The organism is Streptomyces sp. NPDC088794, from assembly GCF_044750545.1.
GTDB lineage: Bacteria > Actinomycetota > Actinomycetes > Streptomycetales > Streptomycetaceae > Streptomyces.
In genome coordinates this window covers 352,504-375,653 of record NZ_JBIVKB010000005.1, presented here as the reverse complement: position 1 = coordinate 375,653, position 23,150 = coordinate 352,504, and the positions used below count along the sequence as shown (strand labels likewise).

The 23,150-nt window shown below is 69.6% G+C and carries 32 protein-coding genes; 7 read left to right on the top strand and 25 right to left on the bottom strand.

Going from position 1 to position 23,150, the window contains the following annotated elements; all coding sequences use genetic code 11:
• Positions 1-8 precede the first annotated feature (8 nt).
• The 19 genes from ACIP6U_RS17055 to ACIP6U_RS16965 all read right to left on the bottom strand — a co-directional run bounded on the left by ACIP6U_RS17055 (position 9) and on the right by ACIP6U_RS16965 (position 8,592).
• A complete protein-coding gene (locus tag ACIP6U_RS17055; RefSeq protein ID WP_401717816.1) occupies positions 9-845 on the bottom strand; it encodes a PD-(D/E)XK nuclease-like domain-containing protein in 837 nt (278 codons plus the stop codon).
• Between the two features lie 271 nt (positions 846-1,116).
• Positions 1,117-1,788, bottom strand: coding sequence for a hypothetical protein (locus ACIP6U_RS17050; RefSeq protein ID WP_401717814.1), 672 nt, complete (start codon positions 1,786-1,788; stop codon positions 1,117-1,119).
• Positions 1,789-1,898: 110 nt separating this feature from the next.
• Positions 1,899-2,363 (bottom strand): hypothetical protein, encoded by a 465-nt coding sequence (locus ACIP6U_RS17045; protein ID WP_401717812.1) that lies wholly within the window; start codon positions 2,361-2,363, stop codon positions 1,899-1,901.
• The gene (locus ACIP6U_RS17040) at positions 2,360-2,728 is read right to left on the bottom strand and encodes a hypothetical protein (protein ID WP_401717809.1); all 369 of its coding nucleotides are present in this window, start codon (positions 2,726-2,728) and stop codon (positions 2,360-2,362) included. The genes ACIP6U_RS17045 and ACIP6U_RS17040 overlap by 4 nt, the downstream gene beginning before the upstream one ends.
• Positions 2,725-2,880 (bottom strand): hypothetical protein, encoded by a 156-nt coding sequence (locus ACIP6U_RS17035; RefSeq protein ID WP_401717807.1) that lies wholly within the window; start codon positions 2,878-2,880, stop codon positions 2,725-2,727. Before ACIP6U_RS17035 ends, ACIP6U_RS17040 begins: the two co-directional genes overlap by 4 nt.
• Complete coding sequence (locus ACIP6U_RS17030) at positions 2,877-3,176, bottom strand: hypothetical protein (RefSeq protein WP_401717805.1); 300 nt, start codon at positions 3,174-3,176, stop codon at positions 2,877-2,879. The genes ACIP6U_RS17035 and ACIP6U_RS17030 overlap by 4 nt, the downstream gene beginning before the upstream one ends.
• Positions 3,176-3,478, bottom strand: coding sequence for a hypothetical protein (locus tag ACIP6U_RS17025; protein WP_401717803.1), 303 nt, complete (start codon positions 3,476-3,478; stop codon positions 3,176-3,178). Before ACIP6U_RS17025 ends, ACIP6U_RS17030 begins: the two co-directional genes overlap by 1 nt.
• Positions 3,478-3,651, bottom strand: a complete 174-nt coding sequence (locus tag ACIP6U_RS17020; protein ID WP_401717800.1) for a hypothetical protein — start codon at positions 3,649-3,651, stop codon at positions 3,478-3,480. The genes ACIP6U_RS17025 and ACIP6U_RS17020 overlap by 1 nt, the downstream gene beginning before the upstream one ends.
• On the bottom strand, positions 3,651-3,857 hold the full coding sequence (locus ACIP6U_RS17015) for a hypothetical protein (RefSeq protein WP_401717797.1): 207 nt from the start codon (positions 3,855-3,857) through the stop codon (positions 3,651-3,653). Before ACIP6U_RS17015 ends, ACIP6U_RS17020 begins: the two co-directional genes overlap by 1 nt.
• Positions 3,857-4,201, bottom strand: coding sequence for a hypothetical protein (locus ACIP6U_RS17010; protein WP_401717794.1), 345 nt, complete (start codon positions 4,199-4,201; stop codon positions 3,857-3,859). The genes ACIP6U_RS17015 and ACIP6U_RS17010 overlap by 1 nt, the downstream gene beginning before the upstream one ends.
• Entirely contained in the window at positions 4,198-4,584 is a 387-nt protein-coding gene (locus ACIP6U_RS17005; protein WP_401717791.1) for a hypothetical protein, read from the bottom strand. The genes ACIP6U_RS17010 and ACIP6U_RS17005 overlap by 4 nt, the downstream gene beginning before the upstream one ends.
• Before the next feature lie 2 nt (positions 4,585-4,586).
• The gene (locus ACIP6U_RS17000) at positions 4,587-4,754 is read right to left on the bottom strand and encodes a hypothetical protein (protein ID WP_401717789.1); all 168 of its coding nucleotides are present in this window, start codon (positions 4,752-4,754) and stop codon (positions 4,587-4,589) included.
• Positions 4,751-5,278, bottom strand: a complete 528-nt coding sequence (locus ACIP6U_RS16995; RefSeq protein WP_401717786.1) for a hypothetical protein — start codon at positions 5,276-5,278, stop codon at positions 4,751-4,753. Before ACIP6U_RS16995 ends, ACIP6U_RS17000 begins: the two co-directional genes overlap by 4 nt.
• 133 nt (positions 5,279-5,411) lie before the next feature.
• Positions 5,412-5,843: a hypothetical protein gene (locus ACIP6U_RS16990; protein ID WP_401717783.1), complete on the bottom strand. Its 432-nt coding sequence runs from the start codon at positions 5,841-5,843 to the stop codon at positions 5,412-5,414.
• The gene (locus tag ACIP6U_RS16985; RefSeq protein ID WP_401717781.1) at positions 5,840-6,079 is read right to left on the bottom strand and encodes a hypothetical protein; all 240 of its coding nucleotides are present in this window, start codon (positions 6,077-6,079) and stop codon (positions 5,840-5,842) included. Before ACIP6U_RS16985 ends, ACIP6U_RS16990 begins: the two co-directional genes overlap by 4 nt.
• Positions 6,076-6,747 (bottom strand): hypothetical protein, encoded by a 672-nt coding sequence (locus ACIP6U_RS16980; protein ID WP_401717778.1) that lies wholly within the window; start codon positions 6,745-6,747, stop codon positions 6,076-6,078. Before ACIP6U_RS16980 ends, ACIP6U_RS16985 begins: the two co-directional genes overlap by 4 nt.
• A gap of 620 nt (positions 6,748-7,367) precedes the next feature.
• Positions 7,368-7,922, bottom strand: coding sequence for a hypothetical protein (locus ACIP6U_RS16975; RefSeq protein ID WP_401717775.1), 555 nt, complete (start codon positions 7,920-7,922; stop codon positions 7,368-7,370).
• Between the two features lie 89 nt (positions 7,923-8,011).
• Positions 8,012-8,281 carry a hypothetical protein gene (locus ACIP6U_RS16970; RefSeq protein ID WP_401717772.1) on the bottom strand — a complete coding sequence of 90 codons (270 nt, stop codon included), beginning with the start codon at positions 8,279-8,281 and terminating at the stop codon, positions 8,012-8,014.
• Positions 8,282-8,346: 65 nt separating this feature from the next.
• Positions 8,347-8,592: a helix-turn-helix transcriptional regulator gene (locus ACIP6U_RS16965; RefSeq protein WP_401717770.1), complete on the bottom strand. Its 246-nt coding sequence runs from the start codon at positions 8,590-8,592 to the stop codon at positions 8,347-8,349.
• Between the two features lie 237 nt (positions 8,593-8,829).
• Between ACIP6U_RS16965 and ACIP6U_RS16960 the strand changes: the two genes are divergently transcribed.
• Both ACIP6U_RS16960 and ACIP6U_RS16955 read left to right on the top strand, forming a co-directional pair.
• Entirely contained in the window at positions 8,830-9,183 is a 354-nt protein-coding gene (locus tag ACIP6U_RS16960) for a helix-turn-helix domain-containing protein (protein ID WP_401717767.1), read from the top strand.
• A gap of 421 nt (positions 9,184-9,604) precedes the next feature.
• Entirely contained in the window at positions 9,605-10,888 is a 1,284-nt protein-coding gene (locus tag ACIP6U_RS16955; protein ID WP_401717765.1) for a tyrosine-type recombinase/integrase, read from the top strand.
• Positions 10,889-11,036: 148 nt separating this feature from the next.
• Here ACIP6U_RS16955 and ACIP6U_RS16950 read toward each other — a convergent pair whose 3' ends face one another.
• The 3 genes from ACIP6U_RS16950 to ACIP6U_RS16940 form a co-directional block, all read right to left on the bottom strand.
• A complete protein-coding gene (locus ACIP6U_RS16950) occupies positions 11,037-11,402 on the bottom strand; it encodes a helix-turn-helix domain-containing protein (RefSeq protein WP_401717762.1) in 366 nt (121 codons plus the stop codon).
• Positions 11,399-11,650, bottom strand: coding sequence for a hypothetical protein (locus tag ACIP6U_RS16945; RefSeq protein WP_124001641.1), 252 nt, complete (start codon positions 11,648-11,650; stop codon positions 11,399-11,401). The genes ACIP6U_RS16950 and ACIP6U_RS16945 overlap by 4 nt, the downstream gene beginning before the upstream one ends.
• 91 nt (positions 11,651-11,741) lie before the next feature.
• Positions 11,742-13,181: an MFS transporter gene (locus ACIP6U_RS16940; protein ID WP_401717758.1), complete on the bottom strand. Its 1,440-nt coding sequence runs from the start codon at positions 13,179-13,181 to the stop codon at positions 11,742-11,744.
• A 203-nt stretch (positions 13,182-13,384) separates the two neighbouring features.
• Here ACIP6U_RS16940 and ACIP6U_RS16935 point away from each other — a divergent pair, with 203 nt between their 5' ends.
• The 4 genes from ACIP6U_RS16935 (at position 13,385) to ACIP6U_RS16920 (ending at position 16,811) form a co-directional block, all read left to right on the top strand.
• On the top strand, positions 13,385-14,266 hold the full coding sequence (locus ACIP6U_RS16935) for a helix-turn-helix transcriptional regulator (RefSeq protein ID WP_401717756.1): 882 nt from the start codon (positions 13,385-13,387) through the stop codon (positions 14,264-14,266).
• 169 nt (positions 14,267-14,435) lie between these two features.
• Positions 14,436-15,257, top strand: a complete 822-nt coding sequence (locus ACIP6U_RS16930) for a TIM barrel protein (RefSeq protein WP_401717753.1) — start codon at positions 14,436-14,438, stop codon at positions 15,255-15,257.
• A 25-nt stretch (positions 15,258-15,282) separates the two neighbouring features.
• Entirely contained in the window at positions 15,283-16,176 is an 894-nt protein-coding gene (locus ACIP6U_RS16925; RefSeq protein WP_401717750.1) for a 2-hydroxy-3-oxopropionate reductase, read from the top strand.
• A 395-nt stretch (positions 16,177-16,571) separates the two neighbouring features.
• Entirely contained in the window at positions 16,572-16,811 is a 240-nt protein-coding gene (locus tag ACIP6U_RS16920) for a hypothetical protein (RefSeq protein ID WP_401717747.1), read from the top strand.
• A gap of 234 nt (positions 16,812-17,045) precedes the next feature.
• Here the strand turns inward: ACIP6U_RS16920 and gcl are convergent, their stop codons facing one another.
• Positions 17,046-18,830 (bottom strand): glyoxylate carboligase, encoded by a 1,785-nt coding sequence (gcl, locus tag ACIP6U_RS16915; protein WP_401717744.1) that lies wholly within the window; start codon positions 18,828-18,830, stop codon positions 17,046-17,048.
• Between the two features lie 241 nt (positions 18,831-19,071).
• Here gcl and ACIP6U_RS16910 point away from each other — a divergent pair, with 241 nt between their 5' ends.
• Positions 19,072-19,788 (top strand): hypothetical protein, encoded by a 717-nt coding sequence (locus ACIP6U_RS16910; protein WP_401717741.1) that lies wholly within the window; start codon positions 19,072-19,074, stop codon positions 19,786-19,788.
• A gap of 39 nt (positions 19,789-19,827) precedes the next feature.
• On the opposite strand, the gene ACIP6U_RS16905 is transcribed toward ACIP6U_RS16910, so the two are convergent.
• Both ACIP6U_RS16905 and ACIP6U_RS16900 read right to left on the bottom strand, forming a co-directional pair.
• Positions 19,828-21,426 carry an AMP-binding protein gene (locus ACIP6U_RS16905; protein WP_401717738.1) on the bottom strand — a complete coding sequence of 533 codons (1,599 nt, stop codon included), beginning with the start codon at positions 21,424-21,426 and terminating at the stop codon, positions 19,828-19,830.
• Positions 21,423-23,096 carry an AMP-binding protein gene (locus ACIP6U_RS16900; RefSeq protein WP_401717735.1) on the bottom strand — a complete coding sequence of 558 codons (1,674 nt, stop codon included), beginning with the start codon at positions 23,094-23,096 and terminating at the stop codon, positions 21,423-21,425. Before ACIP6U_RS16900 ends, ACIP6U_RS16905 begins: the two co-directional genes overlap by 4 nt.
• Positions 23,097-23,150 lie beyond the last annotated feature (54 nt).

Sequence of the window (23,150 nt, the reverse complement as noted above, 5' to 3'; positions counted from 1 at the left end):
AGGTTCTCCTAGGCGTACTGGCGCTCGACCCACGAGGGCAGCGCGGTCATCGGGTTGGGCAGGTAGCCGGGCCATTCGCCGGTCTCGCGGCAGATGGCGTAGGCGTTGAGGGCGACCTGGTTGAGGTGGCGTCCGATCTCACGCGCCATCGGGTCGCAGGTGGTGACGACCACCAGGTAGGGCGGGTCCTTCTCCTGCAGCACGAACTGGAACGGCTTCTCCGGGTCGGCCACGTCGAGGGCGGCGCCGGCGTCGATGTACCACTCCTGCTGCTGCATGTAGCTGTGCTCGTTGAAGGCCTTCTCCAGGTCTTCGCGGCGGCATGACCTGGCGGTCTTGTAGTCGACGATCTGCCCGTCGTGGCGCAGCCAGTCGAAGCGGGCCCGACGCCAGACGTTGCCGTCCTCCCAGAAGGCGGACTGTTCGGCGACCCCGGACCCGGGCTCCAGTAGGCGGACGGCGTCCGGGTCTTGCCGCAGGGCGGCGGCCATGGCCTCGACTTGCTCCAGCTCGGGCCGCTTGAGCGGGATGTTGCCTTCCGCTCGGATGGCGGCTACCTCGGCCTTGATGGCGTTGGTGTCCCATCGGGGGGCATCCACGAGGACGAGGTCGGGCCCATCGTCGAGAACAAGGCGGTGGGCGGCGGTGCCAAGGTCGAGGGTCTTCTTCGGCGACTCCGGGTTGTCGAGCCAGTACTTGAACTTGGCCGGGCACTGGCTGGCCAGCTTCTTCGCCCCGGTCGAGGAGAGGCTGCCGCCGGGGATCGGATCCGAGTGGTAGGTCTCGGAGTCGATGTCGTACAGGCCAGGCTCGACCTCGACCGGCGCCTCTACCGCGGCGGTCACGCGACGTTCTCCAGCGGCATCGGGCGGGCGCACGGCTCGCACAGTCCGTCGTCGGTAAAGGGCCCGTCTTCGTCGCGGCAGCGCGCGCACCGGAGTGGCGCGACCTGCTTCGTGGTGCTTTCGGTGCTCATGTGACTCGCTTTCAGGTAGGAGGTGCCGGGCCTCGCCGCCCGCGACCGGGGGGTGGTTGGGGCGGCGAGGCCTCGGCTGGCCGCGGAGTTGGGGGGACTCGACGCGGCCGTCTATGGGGTTGTCGGTCAGGCGGTGCGGACTAGCGCTTGAACTCGACGGGCCCGGCATCCATCTCGAAGCGACCGTCGGAGTAGAGGACCGGCCGGGCTTCGGAGCCGCGGCGGGAGTACCTCTCGACCTGCCGGATCAGCGGGTTGTCGTGCGTGAAGTCGACGAGCGCGATGGCCACCCAGTAGGCGTTCGGGTTGTTGTCGTACAGCGGCACCGTGACGGTCTGCCCGGCGCCGTCGGTGACGATGGCCTTCGCGCCGAACGACTTGAACGAGCCGACCCCGTTGCCGACCGCCGAGTAGGCGCAGATCAACGCGTAGCCCTGCTCGCTGATGCGACCGATCGTCGCGGTCTCGCGTCCCGGCGTGAGGCTGTCGCCGTGGTGCAGGATGTACGGCGCACGGTCGAGGGAGCCGAGGTTGCGGTAGTAGACGGCCCCGCCCGGCTTGGGCATGCCGCGCCTGCCGCCCGCCGCCACGTCGGAGGCGGGCACGTGCAGGACGTACAGCTCCAGATCGGCGCCGCGCGCCCGGCGGGAGGCACTGCCGCCGTCCCAGTCGAGGTGGGCGGTGATCTGCACCGTCGGGTCCGATTTCGTCAGGCTGATGTGGGAGGCGCCGCCCTTGGTGAGGCTGACGCCCTGGGCGGGCGCCGGAGTCAGCGCGGGAGCGGTGGCGGTGTCTTTGCGGAAGAAGCTCATGGTGATCTCCGGTGGGATGCTGGTGTCGGATCCCCGGGCGTCTCTAGCGCTCGGGGCTTCTTGCGTTGGGCGCCGGCGAGGCGAGAGCGGGTCATCGCCCGCGCCGGCGGTCAGTGGGTGTAGCTGGGCCACGCCTGCGGCGCGGGCTCGGGCCGGTCGATGACGGGCAACTGCTGCGTCTCGTCGTTGGCGGTGGACTGCCCGACGGGTACGGGGTAAGGGATCTGCGTGTGGGACACGTAGGGCCGGTCGAGCTGCTGCACGGCGACGCCGATCTTCGGCCGGGCGTTGATGACGGCGCGGCGTAGCCGCTCCTGCTCGGCCTTCGCGCGGATCACGGTGTGCCGCAGTTCCTCGTTGGCGGCCTTGACTGCCTCGTTCTCGGCCCGCAGTTGGGCGATGAGCATGGCGTCCTGGCAGCCACGGAGCAGCGCCGTATACAGGTCGGCCTCACGCTGCTCGACGCCGGCGACCAAGTGGGCGTTGTGGTCGTCGAGTTCGCGGACTTGGCGGCGCAGGCGGGTGTTGATGAAGCGTCCGGTGTGCCGGCCGCCCGCGATGAGGGTGAGGGTCATGACGCCTCCCGCAGGCTGGCCGCGGTGTCGCGCAGCAGCTTGGCCGCCTCGCGTTTGCCGTGGCCGCGGGCGTCGTTCCAGGTGACGATCGCGGCCTGGTCGATGCGGGCAAGGAGCGCCTGCTCGGCCCGCCACACCAGAACGGAGCGGCCCGTGTAGATGGGTACGCCGTGGTCGGCGATGTTGAGGGCGCCGATCAGGTCGACGCGGCAGTTGGCTGGCTTGGTGCCGTTGGCGGCCTGCTTGTGGTCGTACAGGTCCCGCTTGCAGTGCCCGTTGGTGTCGATGACGTCGGCAGCTTTGTCGCACAGGTCGGCGATCTCGGTGTCGGTCGGTTCGTCGGTCACGGTGGTTGAGGTGGTCACGGCCCCTCCACGTCGGTGCGGTTGTCGGCCGGGGCGGGTGCGGGCTGCGCGGGTACCGCCTGGGACAGGTAGCGGACCTCGCGGGCCACGATCAGCAGCCAGCCGCAGCACAGGACGGCGACAGCGATCCAGAGGGCGATGCCGGTACTCACGTGCGCTCCTTGGACTTGCGGTTGGCGGCGGCCTGCTCCAAGGCGGCCCGGGCCTTGATCGCCCGCAACTGCCGGGCGTTGGTGGGCAGTCCGAGTGCGGCGAGGAGTTCGCGTAGTTCGTCTGCCGCGTCCGGGTCACGGCCGGTGAGCCGGCCGGCGAGGCGCGGCATGTCTTCGTCGAGCGCGTGCGGGTGCTCGGCGCCGATCCGGTCGGCGACGTGCCGGGCGACGTGCAGTGCCTGCGTAGCGGTGACGTCGACCGGGCCGAGCGTCACCTTCAGTTCGAGGCCGCCCATTACGCCACCGCCTTCGCCGCAGCCCCGTGCAGGGCGGAGAGGACCTGCAGCGCTGTCCGACCGGGCGCCTGCTCCCACGCGGAAACGCAGTCCACGTTGAGGTGGCGGGTCAGCGTCTCCCAGGCGTTGAGGGTGGCCTGTTCGGCGTCGGTGCTTCCGCTGCCGGGTGTGAAGCCGGCGGCCTGGTCGATGGCGCCCATGAGCCGGTTGGTGTGCGGGTCCCAGCCGTCTGCCTCCAGGAGGGTGGCGGCGTCGGCGAGGACGGCTGCGATGCGGGAGCGGGTCAGCGAGAGGGTGACCATCACGCCACCACCCAGCCGGTGTCGACGCGAGCGGCATCGAGGTTCAGCTCGTACTGGCGGATCTGGTCCGGGGTCCACTCGCGCTCGTCCGGGCCGAACTCGCGGTGGGCTTCCGTCCAGACCTGAATGAGGGCTTCCTCGACGACGTCAGCGAGGCGAATCGGCGAGGCCATCACGCCGCCTCCTTCGCGTCCAGTGCGGGCAGCGGCTTGAGGTAGGAGTCGACCGCGTCGAGGAAGGCGCCGACGGCCCCGGCGAGAGTGCCGAGCGACGGGATGTCGACCCGCTCGCCCTTGTTGATGGCGTCGTCGATCGGGGCGTGCGCCTTACGGACGGCTTCGAGGCGGGCCGTCAGCGCGGGATCCATGGCGAGGTCCATCACGCCTCCTTACGGGCGGGAAAGATGTCGGGGTGATCGGCCTTCCAGGCCAGCCAGTGGGCCATCGGCTCGTCGCAGATCGTGTGGCGGCGGTCCATGACCTGCTCCAGCGGCAGCGGCCCGGGATGCCTGTCCTCCTCGATGAACGAGGCGAGCATCGAGGCCTCGGCGTCGGTGGGCCGCTCCTGGCTCCCCCAGCTGAAGCGGCTGCGGTCCACGTCGATGTAGGCGGCGACGTACTTCCACATCGGGTTGAAGCTGGTGACGACCGGGATGCGCAAGGCCGTCAGCGGGTCGTGCTGGATGGCGTCGGTACCGAACGGCCACGCCTGGGTGGTAGTCACTTCGCCTCACCCGCCTTGCCGGACAGGGCTGCGATGGCGGCCTGCCAGCGCTCGCTCGTGTCCACCGGCTCCTGTGCGAGCGGCTGGAGTGTGTCGACGAACTCGGCGGGGGTGCTGAAGTAGAAGGTGGCGTAGGTGGAGTCGAAGTCGTCGTCCGCATCCCGCAGGTACAGCGGGTGGCTCTGAAGGCCGGCGATGACGTCCTCGTAAGACTCGCGGTTGCCGCCGCCATTGCGGGTGTAGATCGCAATGACCGGCAGGCCGCCGTCGCCCTTCTCCACCCAGGCGTCCCGGAAGCGGCCCGGGTCCGGATTGCCCAGAGCGGCAAGGAGAACGACCCCCCGGGCGTCCTGGTGGCCGTCACCGACCGCAATGCTGTACATGCTCACTTGCCCTCCTCGGGCGCGGTGTGGGTGTCGGTGGGTGTGAGGAAGTTGCGCAGCCGGTCGGCGGAGGCGTCGGCGCGCTGCTCGTTCTGACGGGCGACCAGATCGCGGATCTGCTGCTCCAGGCGCGGCAACGGCACATCCAGGTCGGAGATCGGGCGGGTCATGACATGACCTCCGCCCGCATCCGGCGCAGCACCTCTCGCGCGGACTCCCAGCCGAGCCCAAGCCCGATCGGTGTCTTCGCGCGCTCCTCCGGGTCCTCGACTCGACTGATCGCCTCAGCAAGCACCGCGCCCACGTACTCGTCGAGCGCGGCAGCGAACGAAGGGAAGTCCCCCTCACTGGCGCCAGCCTCGATGAACCCGAACAGGCGGGCCCGCTTCTCCTCCGTCTCCGACGGCTCCGGAACGCCCCGGTCATCCAGCGACGCGAACGACTCGGTGGCCCCGCCAGTGGCGACCGCAGCCTCCCACTCGGCCTCCGACACCACGTCGACATGATCGAGGGCGATGCAGGAGCTGTAGCCATAGACCCAGACGACGTCCGTGTGGCCGCCAAGCACCTCGGCCTTGCTGCGGGTGCGGGTCACGAGGCGGCGGGTGTCCGGGACGTCCTCCGGGCGGGCTCCCGGGTAGGCGAACACCCGAGTGCCGACCGGGTGAAGGCGGTTGAAAGTCTTGGCGTTCACGAGGCCTCACCCCGACCGTCGCGTCGGCCATGCTTCCGGCGGCTCGCGGCCGATGAACGGCGCGGGCGACCCGTCGGGTTCTGGCCCACACGCGGATCCGGCTGAGCAGGCTGCGGCTTCTTCGGCTCGGCCATCACGCGGTCACCGCCTTGGCGTCCTTGCAGGGCCAGCGGTTGCCACAAGCGCACCAGTGGCATCCGTCCACCGGGTCCGGCACCTTGTCGTAGTGCTGCGGGGCGGCCGCCTCCTCGGCTGGCCATGCGACGGGCAGGCCCAGCTGTTCGGCGAGCTGGCGGCGCGACTCGGCGTGGCCCTGCCAGCGGTTGTAGTCGTGACCGTTGTTTGGGTGGCAGTTGCGGATCGCCGTGATGTAGTCGGCGCGGTCCGCGACGAACGTCTCGACGATCGCCGCCTGCTTGCGCAGCCGCGCGGCCTCTTCGGCCTCCGCGACGAGCAGGAGTATCGACTCCTTCGCGCGGTGGCTGTAGAAGGCGATCGACGACTCGTACTTGAGCAAGTCCTTGATCTCGGCGATACGCTCCGGCGTCATTCGGTTGTCGGTCATGCGGCACCGCCGATCTCAACGCCATACCGCCGGGCGAACTCGATGAACGGCGGGTGGTCTTCGGCGCGGCCGGGCAGGATGCCGGCCTCAATTAGGCTGGCGACGTGGACCACGTCGATCTCGACGCGCATCTCGCCGTCGGCGTCCGCGTAGGTGACCGTGTTGATGCCGAGCTCGGCGCACAGGTGCTTGATGACGGCCGTGCGGTCGTCGGGCTTGGGGGCCTGGTCGCTCATGCGCCGGCCTCCCACTTGATGACCTCGTAGCGGCCGAAGCCCTGCGAGCGGGAAGCGCCGACGCCCTGCTGTTCGCCGGTGAGCCAGAGCATGGCCCACTCTTCGTCGGTGAACGCGTAGTCGGAGATGACCGTGAAGTCGAACTCGGCGGTCTCGATGAACTCCGTGTACTGGATGCCGGTCTGGCCGGTACGCGGGTTCTTCGGGAAGGACTGGAGGACGCCGGTCGGCTCGGTGACGCCGAGGTGCAACTTGTCCTCGACGACCATGATGTGTTCGGCGACGAAGCCCTGAACGCCCTTGTTGGTGGAGCCCCAGCGGGACTTCAGCTTGTCGACGGAGCGCGCGACGGAGGCGGCTTCCTTCACCGCGGCCTTCAACTGGCGGCCCTCGATATACAGGCCGTTCTCGTCGCGGCGGAAGCCGTTGAGGTGCTTGTTGGTGTCGACGAGCTTGGCGGCTTCGTCGGCGGTGACGCCCCGGTCGACCATGGTCTGCGCGACCATCTCGCGGATCAGGTCGTCCTTGTCTGCGAGCTTCGTCCGGAGCCAGCCCTCGGCGACCTTCGGATCGGTGGGGGTGCCGCCTGCGATGTTCTTCACGCGGATCGCGCCGTGGAAGCGGTGGGGCCACGCCTTGTCGGTGAAACTGGCGAAGATGCTGGTCATGTGGTGAGTTCCTTTCGGTGACCTGGACGGTCATGCGGGTTGGGTCGGAAGCGACTGGTGTCGGGCGGTCGCTGCGGGCGGAATCGAATCGAGGCGAATCGAGATGACATGTCGACTGGAGCGGGTCGTGGTGTGTGGCGAGAGAGCGGGCCGGACTGGGTAGTCGGTCAGACTTGACCCGGATGGTGCGGTGACGGGCCGAATTGGGAAGTCGACACGGGCAGGGTCGGCAGGTGCCGAGATGCGTTGGGTAGTCGGCACGGCGTGATGCGACTGGACTTGGGACGTCGACAGGGTGGGGTTGCTTGGCGGGGCGACGGCTAGTCGGCAGGGTCGGGACGCATTGCGTGAGGCGGCATGTGACGAGTAGTCGGGATGCAGTGAGCGGGTGAGGGGGTGGCGACGCGCTTCGGTATGTCGGTCGGGTGGGCTCGGGTGGCGAAGGCATGCGCAGTCGATGCGGGCGGGTACGGGGCTCACGGGCAGAGAAGTCGCGGATCGTCGGCAAGAGAAGGGACGAGGCGAGGTCGCGTAGCGTCGGGAAGTCGACACGAGTAGGCATGCGGAGTACTGGGTTGAAGAGTCGGTGTGGGGCGCGATGTGTCGGCCGGTGCTCTTCGTCATGCCGCCGCTGCCCGCGGTACGGATCGCGGACCTTGCTGGGTGACGGAGCGGTACATGTCCAGGTACTGGGCCTCGGTGAAGACCTCACCGACCACGCGGGCGCCGATCTTCTTGCCGACCGCCCGATGGAACGCTGCCTCCAACTTCGAGATCCGGGCCGCGTCCTCATACTTCGAGGCGACGAAGCGGCAGTCGGAAGCGGTCATGTTCGCCACCGTCCGGCGGGTGTTGTCCTCGTCGACCACGTACTCGGCGGCGAACGGATGCAACGCCGTGACGTCGCCGTCAGCGAAACTGCGGGCCGCCTCAGCGAACGCCTTACGCGGGGCGCCAATCCGGGCCGCCTGCCGCTTACTGTTCGACTTGCGGGCCACGACGTCCGCGAGGATCACGGCCGCCTTCAAGTCCAGCCAGCCGGCCAGCAGTTCCGGATCCTCGCCTCGAAGGCGCTCGACCAGATCGGCGGCAACCACCGACGCCACGTAGTCGCCTGCGGGAATCGCTCCCTCAACCGCCTCGGCCATCTCGGCGATGAAGTCGCGGTCTGTCACACTGGACACGCGGCCCCTCCTTTCTTGTGGTGAGTTCAGGTGGGTCGTTCCGGCCGGTCGCCTCTGGTGGCCGGCCTTCTCTTTGCCGCTCATGCGGCGGCGCGGGCTGGTGCGTTCGGCGTCGCGTATTCGGGGATGCCGAGGTACTCGGCGACAGCCCGGACGGGGAAGCGGAGTTTGCGGTGACTGCTCCCCGGGGTGGCTATGTCGATCACGCACGCCTTCACGAACTGGGGGTCGTCGGCGAGGCGCATGTCGAGCCATGTGCGGCTGACCTTCAGCCACTTGAGGAGTTCGGGCCTGGTAAGGAGCAGGGGGGTTTCGGGATGCAGCTGTGTGGGGGTGAGGGGCTGCGGCACGATTCCTCCTTTCATCTGTTGCGGAAAATCTTCCGGCGAATGTGGAAACTGCTGGCATGGAAAGGTCACATGGGGGCGTCGATGCTGAACAGTTCCCCGAGGGGCTTGTCGAGTGCCTTCGCGACGAGGCCACAGGAGCGGTCTTCGAACTCGCTACGGCCACTGGATCCTTGGGAGACCATGTGGCCGATGGTGGAGCGGCTGATGCCGTACCCGTCGATCGTCCTGGTCCTCTCGGCGAGGTCCTCGATGGACAGATCGGCCGCCGCCATGGCCTCACGGATCGGCTGGCCGTTGTCCAGTCTGTGCATGGGGTGCCCTTTCGTGGCCGAGAGCGATGTCGCCGTGGCTGAATGTGGAAGGCCGGGCGGCGGCTTCGTTTCCACATTCAATGTCGAATGTGGATGCATGTCAAGGCATCTGGCGTGCCAGGAAGCCTTGGCCAGGGCTTCTGAATATGCCACTTCTTCCGCATGTGGAAATCAAAGCAGGTCAGATGCCACGGGCCGACTTGTAGATCATGTGGACGATGCCCGATGCTTCTACATGTGGATGACCTTGCGAGCCTGATCGACCGCGTGATGCGGGACAGAGACTGGACACTGTCCACCCTCGCCCGCCGATCCGGCCTGTCCGTCTCCACTCTCCACAGTTGGAAGAGCGGCGACCGCGCCACCGGAAGTCGTGGCCCCAACCCGGACAAGCTCCGCCAACTCGCCGACGGCGCTGGCCTCACGATCGCCGAAGTCTTCGAAGCTGCCGGCCGCCATGTGCCCGCAGCCATTGACGACGAAGAGGAACGCCGCTTCCTTCACCTCTTCCGCACCCTCGACGGCGAGGACCGGCGCGTCATCGAGGCGACCATGGCCGCGATGACCGTGCGTCAGAAGTCCCGGTCCTGACGAGAATCGCCTGATCGACGTACAACCTTTTCAGTTGCCCACATTTCTCTCACTGATCTCGTATGTGTGCTTCACGAACGGTAGTGGTCGGCGGTACGTTCGGAGCTCCGCCGTACCTCCACCTGCGGCCGGGTCAGTTGAGCCAGACTGTCGGCCATGGGGGGTCGTATGTGCGCAACCGTGATCGTGGAGACCATCAACCCGATCGCGCCACGGTGGGACCGTGACCGGGTCGCCATCGTCATCGGTCAGAACCTCGACTACTTCACCGCTCTGAAGCAGGTCCGGGCCATGCTCATATACCTTGGCGCCCCTCAGCTTGGTCTTGGTGCGACGTGCTGGTGCGGTGAATACGTGTCCGTGCCACGGCAGGCGCGCGTCCCCGCCCAGCGAACCGTCCACCGGAGCGAGGAGGCCCGCCATGCCCCGCAAGGCCAGTAACAACCCGAGACAGATCCGCATCAAGTCATGCGGCTGCAAGGCCTGCACCACCAAGTTCCGGCCCGACGAGGACCACACGCGCAGGAACTGCACCGGGCCGTGGCAAGCCCGCTACCGCGACCCGGCCGGCAAGCAGCGCGCGAAGACGTTCTCCGGCGAGAACGCCAAGAAGAAGGCCGAGGGGTTCCTCGACAAAACCCGCGACCAGGTTCGATCCGGGTCCTTTGTGGACCTCGACCGCGGGCAAATCACCATCGACGAGTGGCACGCTAAGTGGACGCCGACACGACGTATCGCAGCCAACACCGGAGAGACGGCTGACAGCGTCTGGCTCAACCACGTGCAGCCGCACTTTGGATCGTGGCCCCTGGTGTCGATCGGCAACCTGGATGTCGAAGCGTGGGTTGCCAAGCTGACGACTCGGGTCGGCAAGGCGACGATCGACAAGGCCTACCAGATGCTCGACGGCATGATGGGAGCCGCCCTCAAGGACCGTCGCGTGGCGCACAATCCATGCGAAGGCGTGAAGCTCCCAAAGCAGCAGCCGAAGCATCCGGATGACCTCATGCCGCCCACCTATGACCAGCTGGCCGAGATTCGCGGGGAGTTCGACGAGCACTTCCACGCCTTCCTGATCGTGGCTGAGGAGACGGGCCTGCGATGGGGCGAGATGGTGGGACTGCGCCGCTGCTGGGTGAACTTCGACGACGCCAGCATCCAGGTGCGCGAGACCGTCATCCAGGTGCGCGGCAGGATGCAGCGGAAGGCCTACCCGAAGTCGGCGGCTGGCTGCCGCACGGTTCCGCTGACGGCACGCGCCACGCACGTCCTGAGAGCGCACCTGGACAGGAATCCCGCCCAAGCGACGCGGACGGCGCCGGGCAGCGGCATGCATGCGGAGGAGCTGGTGTTCCGCTCCCCGTGGGCGGGCCGGAAGGTGAAGGGCCGGCCGGTATTCGACGGCGTGATGGATCGGGCAGGGTTCTGGCAGAAGTGGAACCGTGCGACGGACGGCACCGGGATCTCGCGAAAGGTGGAGAACCCGGCGACGGGTCGGATTGAACGGTGGCCGCACTTTCACGACGTGCGCCACGCGTTCGCGTCGCGGCTACACGAACTGGGCGTGCCGGAAGCAGATGCGCAGCGGATCCTGGGGCACGAACGGGGCGCGAAGATCACCTGGCTGTACACGCACGCTGGAAAGGACTCGGTGTCGAGTGTGCGCGCAGCCCTGGACGGTGCCGGGCTGCGGCGCGTGGTCTAGCGGTCCGCGGAAAGTCCACAACACGTCCACAGCACTACGTGCACACACATTCACCTACATGCGAAAGAGGAGGGTTGGGGGTTAGCCCTGACCTGGCACTTCTTACCCTTCGAGCCTTCCACCAGTGTGGACGCGCGCTCCACATCGACTATCCCTTCTCCCGGTTCAGGTAGTTGTAGACGGTGAACCGGCTGACCCCGAGCGCGCTCGCGACGGTCTCCACACCGTGCCGTACCGAGAAGGCGCCGCGCGCCTCCAGTATCCGTACGACCTCCTGCTTGGCCTTGCGGTCCAGCTCCGCCAGCGGCTTGCCCTGCTTGCGTTCCATCGCGGCCAGGATGTGGTCCAGCGAGTCGGCGAGCTGCGGCAGGCGTACGGCGACCACGTCCACGCCCTCCCAGGCGAGCACGACGTCGTCGGGTCCCGCCTCGTCCGGCGGGACCATCTCCCCGCCCATGGCGTCGACCAGCGGCTTCACCGCCGTGATGAAGGGCTCGTCCCCGGTGCCGGTCACGCGTCGCCCTCCCCGATCACGTTGACCTGGAGCGAGATCCGGGTGGCGCCGGCTTCCAGGGTCTTGCGCAGCAGCGCGTCCACGGCGGTGAGTACGGCGTCGGAGGCGCCCTCCGCCGTGTTGCCGAACGGCCCGACGTCCACCGCGTCCAGCTCACCGGCCTCGATGACCTCACGGGCGACGACCGCGTGCGCGGGTGCCTCGTCGAGGTCGAAGGGTTCGGTGGTGAACTCCACTCTCAGTCGCATACTGCCCCCAGACACGTTCCTGACCTGCGTGACTCCGGGCACCGGCGACGCCGGTCGGTCCGCCCGTGGGCGACTCTAACGGACCGGGGGATCAGCTCGCCGGGTACACGACAGCGGCCGGTTCCTCACTGCGCAGGAACACGAGGCTGCCGATCACCCCGAGAAGCACCACACCGGCGTTCACCGCGATGGCGACCCGAAGGCCGCCGAGGACGGCCGCGGCGCCGGTGCCCGTCATGGCCGCCGTGGCCACCGCGCTCATCACCGGGGTGCCCACGGTGATGCCGATCTGCTGGGTCATCGTGGCGAGCCCGGTGGCCAGCCCCTGTTCCCGGTCGGCCAGACCCGACGTGGCGGTGACCATGAAGCCGACGATGGCCAGCATGTTCCCGACCCCGCCCAGGAACGTGCCGGCCAGGAGCAGCCACAGCCAGGACCGGTCGGCGCCGAGGCCGAGCAGCGCGGCGGTCGCCACGGCCTGGACGAGACCGCCGGCGACCAGGGTCCGCCGGCTGCCGAACCGGCCGATGACCCGGGGCGCGGCGAGACCGCCGAGGACCGTGCCGAGGCCGAGCACGCCGAAGCTCAGACCCGCGGCCAGCGGGGAGAAGCCGAGCACCTCCTGGAGGTAGAGGGTCAGCAGGAAGACCAGGGACGTCTCGGTCAGGAAGGCGATCAGCCCGGTGGCGTTGCCCCACGCGACGGAGCGCCGGCGCAGCACGCTCGGCGGCACCAGCGGGGCCGGGGCCCGGCGCTCCACGGCGAGGAACACGAGCAGCAGGACCGCGCCCAGGCCCAGCGCCCCCAGCGCGAGCGGCGAGCCCCAGCCGCGCTCGCCGGCCTGTGTGATGCCGAGTACGACGGCCAGCAGGCCGAGCGTGACGGTGACTGCGCCGGGCAGGTCGAGCCGCGGGCGTTCGACGGGCCGCGACTCCTTGACGACCGCCGGGGCGACGGCCAGGACGGCGAGGGCGACGGGGACGTTGAGGAAGAACGACCACCGCCAGGACAGGAGGTCGGTGAGCAGGCCGCCCAGGATCGCCCCGGTGGTGAACCCGGCCGACATGAGCGCCCCGTTGAGGCCGAGCGCTCGTGCCCGCAGCGGCCCCTCCGGGAACGCGGTGGTCAGCAGGGACAGGCCCGCCGGGGTGACCGCCGCGGTCGCGAGGCCTTGCAGGACGCGGGCGGTGATCAGCGTCTCCGGGCTCTGCGCGAGGCCGCCCAGCAGTGAGGCGGCGGCGAGCACGGCGAGACCGCCGAGGAAGATCCGCCGGCGCCCGAAGAGGTCGGCGACCCGGCCGAAGAGCAGGGTGAACCCGGCCGCGCACAGCGCGAACGCGGTGCCGATCCACTGGAGGTGCGCCAGCGAGAAGCCCAGGCCGTCGCCGATCACGGGCAGCGCCACGTTCAGGATGGAGAAGTCGACCGCCAGCATGAACTGGGCCGCGAGCAGCAGCACCAGGACCAGCCGGAGCCTGGGGGTGAGGGCGGCCGGGCCGCTGCCGGCCGCCCTCGTGTCGGTGACGGTCATGACGTCGTGTTCCTTCCTCACGGTGCTCTCGCGCTGATCGCGCGGTGCTGGAGGAAAGGCTCGTCCGCCTCCGAACGCCCAGCCAGCACCCGGAGTTGGGCAGGCGGCGCAAGGGTGGTCACGGCATGACCACCCTCACGGATCCCGTTCGCGGGCGGCCACCGGCATGATGGAGAGGCGGCAACCGCACCGAGGAGGCAGGCATGGACACCCGGTCCGAGCTGGGCGAGTTCCTCAGATCCCGGCGTGCCGCGCTGCGCCCCGAGGAACTCGGGCTCACCCCGCACCCGACCCGCCGCCGGGTCACGGGCCTGCGGCGCGAGGAGCTGGCCACGCTGGCGGGCGTCAGCATCACCCACTACACCCGCCTCGAACAGGGCCGCGCGAAGGGCGTCTCGGACTCGGTCCTGTACGCGATCGCCCGCACCCTACGACTGGGCGCCGACGAGACCGCCCACCTGCTCGCCCTCGCCCGTCCCGCCGACGCCTCCGCGCCCCGGCCGCCCGCACCGCCCCGCGCGGAACACGCGAGCACCTCGGCGCGCCGGCTGATCGCCGCCATGACCGACGTACCGGCTCTCGTCCTGGACCGCCGGGGCGACGTGCTCACCTGGAACCGGCTCGGACACGCCCTGCTCGCCGGGCAGTTGGCGCCGGACGGGCCCGACCGGCCGGGAGCGCGGCCGAACCTCGTGCGGATGCTGTTCCTGGACGAGCGGTACCGGGCGCTGTACGACGACCCGGACTCGGAGGCCGAACTGGCCGTCGCCTCGCTGCGGTTGGTGGCCGGGCGCCATCCCGACGACCGCGCCCTCGCCGCGCTGGTCGGTGAACTGTCCATCCAGAGCGCCGAGTTCGCCGCCCTCTGGTCCCGGCACCCGGTCCGCACCTGCACCTCGGGCACCAAGCGGCTGCACCACCCGATGGTCGGCGCGCTGGAGCTCGCCTTCGAGAACCTCTGCATGCCCGGCGCCGCAGGGCAGCGGCTGATCGCCTACACGACCGCCCCCGACTCCCCCTCGGAAGCCGCACTGCGCCTGCTGAGCAGCCTCGCCGCGCCCGCGGCCACCGCGGACCGGACCTGACCGACCACCTCGTACAACGACCCGCGGCTTCCCTGACGTGGGCGCCTTCGTGCGCCCCGCCCCCTTGACAAGCCTCGCCCCTCGACGGCAATCTTCCATTAAGCAGAAACAATATTCCACAATACGGAATCTTGCTTTAGACCTCGACACGGAAGGGAGCGCGGCCCCCATGGGATTCGCAGACCAGCGCTTCAACGTCAACCTGTCGATCCTCTTCACGGAACTCCCCCTCCTGGAGCGCCCCGCTGCCGCCGCCGCGGCCGGCTTCACGGCGGTCGAGCTGTGGTGGCCCTGGGTCGACTCCCCCACCCCCGAGCGGTCCGCACTCGACGCCCTCAAGAGGGCGATCGAGGACGCGGGCGTCCAGCTGACGGGCCTCAACTTCTACGCCGGACAGCTGCCGGGCCCGGACCGCGGTGCCCTGTCGATCCCCGGCGAGGAGTCGGAGCGGTTCCGCGCGAACATCGACGTGGCCGCGGACTTCGCCCACTCCCTCGGCGCCGGGGCGCTCAACGCGCTCTACGGCAACCGCGTCGACGGCGTCGACCCGGCGGAGCAGGACGCGCTCGCGCTGGAGAACCTGGTCCTCGCGGCCCGCGCCGCCGACAGGATCGGCGCGATCCTCCTGATCGAGGCGCTCAACAAGCCCGAGTCGCCGCTGTATCCACTCGTCAGCGCCCCCGCCGCCGTGGGGGTCGTCGACAAGGTGAACGCCGCGACCGGCCTCGGCAACGCCAAGTTCCTCATGGACCTCTACCACTTGGCGCGGAACGGCGAGGAACTCCCTTCGGTGATCGAGCAGTTCACGGCGAAGACCGGACATGTGCAGATCGCCGACAGCCCGGGGCGTGGAGCGCCGGGCACGGGGTCGCTGCCCCTCGAAGACCTCCTCGACCAGCTGAAGAAGGCGGGTTACGACGGCTGGGTCGGCTTGGAGTACAAGCCCGGCGACCGCCCGAGCGCCGAGGCCTTCGACTGGCTGCCCCGCTGATCCCCTTCCCGAAAGGCCCCCACCCATGAGCAACGCACTCCCCAAGATCGCCTGGATAGGCCTCGGCATCATGGGCTCCCCCATGTCCGAGAACCTGATCAAGGCGGGTTACGACGTCACCGGCTTCACCCTGGAGCAGGACAAGCTGGACCGGCTGACCGCCGCCGGCGGCACGGCCGCCGGTTCGATCGCGGAGGCCGTGCGGGACGCCGACGTCGTCATCACGATGGTGCCCGCGTCCCCGCAGGTCGAGGCGATCGCGTACGGCCCCGACGGCATCCTGGAGAACGCGCGCTCCGGCGCCCTGCTGATCGACATGTCCTCGATCACCCCGCAGACCTCGGTGGACCTGGCAACGGCCGCCCGGGACAAGGGGATCCGCGTGCTCGACGCTCCCGTCTCCGGCGGTGAGGCGGGCGCGATCGAGGCCGTGCTGTCCATCATGGTCGGCGGCGGGCAGTCCGACTTCGAGGAGGCCGAGCCGATCTTCGACGCGCTCGGCCGGACCATCGTGCTGTGCGGTCCGCACGGCTCGGGGCAGACCGTGAAGGCCGCCAACCAGCTGATCGTCGCCGTGAACATCCAGGCGTGCGCCGAGGCCGTGGTCTTCCTGGAGAAGTCGGGCGTGGACCTCGCCGCCGCCCTCGACGTCCTCAACGGCGGGCTCGCGGGCTCCACCGTGCTGACGCGGAAGAAGGACAACTTCCTGAGCCGCGACTTCAAGCCGGGCTTCCGGATCGACCTGCACCACAAGGACATGGGCATCGTCACCGACGCGGCCCGCAACGTCGGCGCGGCCCTGCCGGTCGGCGCCGTGGTCGCCCAACTGGTCGCCAGCCTGCGCGCGCAGGGCGACGGCGGCCTCGACCACTCGGCGCTGCTGCGCGCCGTCGAGCGCCTCTCCGGCGACCGGGTCTGACACCGGGGCCGAGCCCTGTGCCAGGGGCCGGCCGCACAAGCTCCGGGCGGCGCCGACGCCGACAACTGTCCTGTCGCGCCCAGGCGAGGCGCCGCCCGGAAACCAATCGAAGAAGCGTGTGAGGACCGAGCCCCCGGCCGTGTCCCACCCGGCGGCCCGGATGAGGGGTGGTCGTACGGGAGGGGACACGGTGCGGGTAGGGCGAGGACCGCGGCGGAGTGCGAGCCAGTGCGGTGGTGAAGGACCCGGAGCTCCATCTCGACCAGAGGGGCGGAGCGCCCCGGTTCCGTCGCCTCCGCCGCGGTCCCAGCCCGATGAACGACGACCGAGGAGCGCGAAGGCGCCGGATGCGGAAGATCCCGCATCCGGCGCCTTCGCCGTTGCAGGCTGGGGGCATGGCACATCCAACCGAGAACCCGCACATCGTGGTCCACGCGCCGGCCCTGGACGGCTCCCGGCGCGTGACCTCGGGCGACGAGACGCTGGGCATCGCGACCCACATCGACGACGTCGCCGAGATCCTGCGCCTGGCCGACCACTACGTCACCGACGTCGAGGACACCGACCTCATCGACTGGCAGGGCGGCGGTCCCGAGGACTGGCCGGGGCTGTCGGAGCACCACGAGGGGGCATGACCGCGCGCGTACACCGCGGGCCGTAGGACGTCCCACCTGGAGACGTAGGACGGGTACGCTATGCTCGCATCAAGCACTGAATATAATTCAAGATGCTTCAACCACCCTCACGGGTGGGCACATTCCGGTCACGCGTGAAGCCCGTCGGCACGGGGGCGGCGGGCCTCACGCGCACCGAAAGAGCGGCTCACCGCAGGGTGAGCCGCTCTTGTGCCGTTCGGGGCGGGTCGGACGTCAGACCTTCAGCGTCCTGATCGAGGTCGGCGCATGCCCCGGCTCGGTCGCGATCTCCTCGAACTCGACCACGTTGGAGATGTCGTTCGAGGTCGACATGGAGATGTTGGTGACGCGCTCCAGGACGGCCTCGACGACGACCGGGACCTGGAACTGCGCGGCGAGCTTCTTCGCCTGCTCGAAGGCGGCGCCGAGTTCGGCCGGGTCGGTCACCCGGATCGCCTTGCAGCCAAGGCCCTCGGCGACCTTGACGTGGTCGACGCCGTAGGCGCCCAGTTCGGGCGAGTTGATGTTCTCGAACTCCAGGTTGACCTGGAAGTCGATGTCGAAGGCGCGCTGCGCCTGGCGGATCAGGCCCAGGTAGGCGTTGTTGACCAGCACGTGCACGTACGGGATCTTGTGCTGCGCGCCGACCGCCAGTTCCTCGATCATGAACTGGAAGTCGTAGTCGCCGGACAGGGCGACCACGGACGCCTCGGGGTCGGCCTTGGCGACGCCCAGCGCGGCCGGGATCGTCCAGCCGAGAGGGCCCGCCTGGCCGCAGTTGATCCAGTGCCGCGGCCGGAAGACGTGCAGCATCTGGGCGCCGGCGATCTGCGAGAGGCCGATCGTGGAGACGTACCGGGTCTCCGGGCCGAAGGCCTTGTTCATCTCCTCGTAGACGCGCTGCGGCTTGATCGGGATGTCGTCGAAGTGGGTACGGCGCTGGAGGGTCGCCTTCTTCTCCTGCGCCGAGGCCGCCCAGGCCGAGCGGTCGGGCAGGCGGCCCGCCGTCTGCAACTCCCTTGCCACCTCGACGAACAGCTCCAGGGCCGCCTTCGCGTCGGAGGCGATGCCGTAGTCGGGGGCGAAGATCTTGCCGATCTGGGTGGGCTCGATGTCGACGTGGACGAACGTCCGGCCGGCCGTGTAGACGTCCAGCTTGCCGGTGTGGCGGTTGGCCCAGCGGTTGCCGATGCCGAGGACGAAGTCGGACTCCAGGAAGGTCGCGTTGCCGTAGCGGTGCGAGGTCTGCAGGCCGACCATGCCGGCGTTCAACTCGTGGTCGTCGGGCAGCACGCCCCAGCCCATCAGGGTCGGCACGACCGGGATGCCGGTCAACTCCGCGAATTCCACCAGGAGTTCGGCCGCATCGGCGTTGATGACTCCGCCGCCGGCGACGATCAGCGGGCGCTCGGAGGCGTTCAGCAGCCCGATCGCCTTCTCGATCTGGGCACGGGTCGCGGCCGGCTTGTAGACCGACAGCGGCTCGTACGTCTCCGGGTCGAACTCGATCTCGGTGAGCTGGACGTCGATCGGCAGGTCGATCAGGACCGGGCCCGGACGTCCCGAGCGCATGAGGTGGAAGGCCTGCTGGAAGACGCCCGGGACCTGCGCCGCCTCCAGCACGGTGACCGCCATCTTCGTGACCGGACCCGCGATCGAGGCGATGTCGACGGCCTGGAAGTCCTCTTTGTGGATCACGGCGGTCGGGGCCTGGCCGGTGATGCACAGGATCGGGATGGAGTCGCCGATCGCGGAGTACAGCCCCGTGATCATGTCGGTGCCGGCCGGGCCCGAGGTGCCGACGCAGACGCCGATGTTGCCCGGGTGGGTGCGGGTGTAGCCCTCGGCCATGTGCGAGGCGCCCTCGACGTGGCGGGCGAGGGTGTGGTGGATGCCTCCGGAGGCCTTGAGCGCCGCGTAGAAGGGGTTGATCGCCGCGCCGGGCACACCGAACGCGTTGCTGACGCCCTCGCGCTTGAGGATCTCAACTGCCGCGCGGGCAGCGGTCATTCGAGCCATTGCGTACTCCTGCTTCGGCTGTCGGAATGGCACTCCCGTCGCGCCCCGCCGCGAGTAGCTCTTCCGTAATACGGAAACTGTTTTCTACTATCTGGAAGCAATGTAGGTGGAGGGGCGGGGGCCGTCAAGAGAGCGGCGCGCAGTGCACGCCCGTCCGTCGGCCCACGCGAAGCGTCGGACAAGGGCGGGTGCGCAGGAGCACTATGGGACCGCCGTCCCGATGCGACGCCTTGGAGTGGCCATGCCCGAGAGCGTGCCGGTGCGCTGCCCGGCCTGCCGGCGCGAGCACCGCTACACCGCACCGTCCTATCCGTGCGTGTGCGGGGCGCCGGTCACTCCGCCGCTGGACCCGGGCGGTGTGCCGACGGCCGTCACGCACCGGGTCTGGGACGAGGAGTGGGTCGGTGTGCGCTGCGCCTCCTGCGACCGCCTGGACCAGTGGCCGCACCCGGAGCTGGGCTGCCCTTGCGGGACCCTGCTGCGGATCCCGGTGGCCCAGGCGGACGGCCGGTCCGCGCCCCTGGAGCGGGTGCCGCGGCCGGCCCCCACCGAGGTGCCGGTCGGCGGGACGCCGGCCCGCCGGGCCTTCCAGCCGGTCACGATCCGTACGGCGCGGGACGCGGTGACGGCCGCCGCCCTGTATCTGCGCTGGCTGGGCTACCAGGACATCCGCCGGGCCGACCAGAGACCCCCGTCCGGCATCGGGCTCGCCGCCAAGGGCCTGCTGGCCCAGGTCGACCCGACCGTCCGCCCGGCCGCGCTGCGGGACGTGGAGTGCCTGTGGCTGACGGCCATGACGGAGTCGTCGGCCTGCGTCTACTTCTCCCTCGCGGGGTACGACACCGACGCCCGCACCTGCGCCGACTCCCTCGGCATGCCCCTGTTCGTCCTCGACCTCACGGGCACCCCGCAGCCGGTCAACACCCTCGCCGACGACCTGGACGCGGCGGGCGCGTGACCGGCTCACTCCGGAACCGGCCACCCTTCGGCAAGCGGCTCAGGAACCGTCCGCGTACCTCTCCCGCAGTTCGATCTTCCGCACCTTCCCGGACACCGTCATCGGGAAGGAGTCGAGCAGGTGCAGCCTGCTCGGGATCTTGTAGTGGGCGAGCCGGCCGTCGCAGAAGGCGCGCAGTTCGCTCAGGGTCAGCGGGTCGGCCGGGTCGCGGGTGATGACGTAGGCCAGGACCTCCTCGCCGTAGCGCTCGTGCGGGACGCCGACGACCTGGACGTCGGCGATCTTCGGATGGGCGTAGAGGAACTCCTCGATCTCGCGCGGGTAGATGTTCTCGCCGCCGCGGATGATGAGGTCCTTGATGCGGCCGACGATCTCGACGTAGCCGTCGTCGCGCATCATGGCCAGGTCGCCGGTGTGCATCCAGCGGCCGGGGTCGACGGCCTCGGCGGTCTTCTCGGGCTCGTTCCAGTAGCCGAGCATCACGCTGTAGCCGCGGGTGCACAACTCCCCCGCGGTGCCCCGGGCTTGGGTCACCCCGGTCGCCGGGTCGACCACCTTGACCTCGATGTGCGGCAGGACCCGGCCGACCGTGCCGGTGCGGTGCTCCAGGTCGTCGTCCCTGCGGGTCTGGAGGGAGACGGGGGACGTCTCGGTCATGCCGTAGCAGATGGAGACCTCGGCCATGTGCATCTCGGTGACCACCCGCTTCATCACCTCCACCGGACAGGGCGAGCCCGCCATGATGCCGGTGCGCAGGGTGGAGAGGTCGTGGCTCGCGAAGTCGGGGAGGTTCAACTCCGCGATGAACATGGTCGGTACGCCGTACAGGGAGGTGCAGCGCTCCTGCTGGACCGCCTCAAGGCTGGCCTTCGGGTCGAAGGACGGGGCCGGGATGACCATGCAGGCGCCGTGCGAGGTGGCCGCGAGGTTGCCCATCACCATGCCGAAGCAGTGGTAGAAGGGCACCGGGATGCACACCCGGTCCTGCTCGGTGTAGGAGATCAACTCGCCCACGAAATAGCCGTTGTTGAGGATGTTGTGGTGGGAGAGGGTGGCCCCCTTGGGGAAGCCCGTCGTGCCCGAGGTGTACTGGATGTTGATGGGGTCGTCGCAGGACAGCTCCGGGTACGCCACCTCACTCGTCGCGCGCCCGACCAGCACCTCCCAGCTCGGGTCGCCGATGTACACGACCTCGCGCAACTCGGGGCACCTGCCCCGCACTTCGTCGACCATCACCCGGTAGTCGCTGCTCTTGTGGCTGAGGGAGGCCACCAGCAGCGAGATCCCGGCCTGCTTGAGGACGTACTCGACCTCGTGGGTGCAGTAGGCGGGGTTGATGTTCACCATGATCGCGCCGATGCGGGCGGTGGCGTACTGAACGAGCACCCACTCCGGGCAGTTGATCGCCCAGATGCCCACCCGGTCGCCCTTGGCGACCCCGCTCGCGAGCAGCGCGGACGCCAACCGATCGACGTCGGCGGCGAATTCGGCGTACGTCCAGCGCCGTCCGGAGGGGACGTCGACCAGTGCCTCGCGGTCGGGCCAGGCGGCGACGGCCCGGTCGAGGTTGGCGCCGATGGTGTCGCCGAGCAGGGTCGTCGCGCTCGTGCCGTGGGTGTACGAGGGTGGTGGGGTCACCGGAAGTCCTCCTCGCGGTACTCGTCCGCGGAGCCGGCGGCCGTGGCCTCGCGCAGCTCGATCCGGCGGATCTTGCCGGAGACGGTCTTGGGCAGCGCCGCGAACTCGAGGCGGCGGACGCGCTTGTAGGGGGCCAGGACCTCGCGGGAGTGCTCGAAGAGCACCTTCGCGGTGTCGGGACCCGGCTGCCAGCCCTCGGCGAGGACGATGTACGCCTTCGGTACCGCCAGGCGCAGTTCGTCCGGCGCGGGCACGACCGCGGCCTCGGCCACCGCCTCGTGTTCGAGCAGCGCGCTCTCCAGCTCGAAGGGGCTGATCTTGTAGTCGGAGGCCTTGAAGACGTCGTCGGACCGGCCGACGTAGGTGATGTAGCCGTCCGCGTCCCGGGAGCCGATGTCGCCGGTGCGGTAGTAGCCGGCGGCCATCGCCTCCGCCGTACGGTCGGGGTCGCCGTGGTAGCCGGTCATCAGGCCGACCGGGTGGGCGGACAGGTCGAGGGAGATCTCGCCCTCGTCGACGCCGGGGGCGCCGGTCACGGGGTCGAGGAGTTCGACCCGGTAGCCCGGGCTCGGCCGTCCCATCGAACCGGACTTCAGCGGCTGGCCCGGGCTGTTGGCGACCTGCACGGCGGTCTCGGTCTGTCCGAAGCCGTCCCGGACGGTGACTCCCCAGGCGCGCCGCACCTGTTCGATGACCTCGGGGTTGAGGGGCTCCCCCGCGGCGACCACCTCCCGCGGCGGGGTGCGCAGTTGGGTCAGGTCGGCCTGGATCAGCATGCGCCAGACGGTCGGTGGGGCGCAGAAGGTGGTGACGCCGGCGCGGTCCATCTCGGACATCAGCCGGGCCGGGTCGAAGCGCGTGTAGTTGTGGATGAAGACGGTCGCCTCGGCGTTCCACGGCGCGAACAGATTCGACCAGGCGTGCTTGGCCCAGCCGGGCGAGGAGATGTTGAGGTGCACGTCGCCGGGCTTGAGGCCGATCCAGTACAGGGTGGCGAGATGGCCGATGGGATACGACGTGTGGGTGTGCTCGACCAGTTTGGGGCGGGCGGTCGTGCCCGAGGTGAAGTACAGCATCAGCGGGTCGTCGGCGAGGGTGGGCCCGTCCGGGAGGAACTCGGCGGGGGCGACGTACCCGTCCTCGTACGGCTCCCAGCCCTCCTCCGGCAGTCCGCCGACGGAGATACGGGTGTAACTGCCCGGCACGTCGGCGAACTTGGCGGTGTCCTCGGCGCGCACGATCGCGTGGCTCACGTGCCCGCGCTCGACGCGGTCGCGCAGGTCGGCGGGGCCCAGCAGCGGGGTGGCCGGGATGACGACGGCGCGCAGTTTCATCGCGGCGAGCGCGGTCTCCCACAGTTCGGCCTGGTTGCCGAGCATGACGAGGATGCGGTCCTCGGCGCCGACGCCCCGGTCGCGCAGCCAGTTCGCGATCCGGTCGGAGCGCTCGGACAGCTCCGCGAAGGAGAGCCGGACCTCGGTGCCGTCCTCCTCGACGATGTGCAGGGCGGTCCGGTCGTTGCCGTCCGCGATGACGTCGAACCAGTCGAGCGCCCAGTTGAACCGCTCGGGCCGGGGCCAGCTGAACCCCTCGTACGCCTTCGCGTAGTCCTCGCGGTGCTCCAGCAGGAAGTCCCGCGCGCCGCGGAAGAGCTCCGTCGCCGTCGTCATCTTGCGTCCTCCTCGTTACCGGACCATTGCCGGGCGGCTCTCTGCCATCGTGTA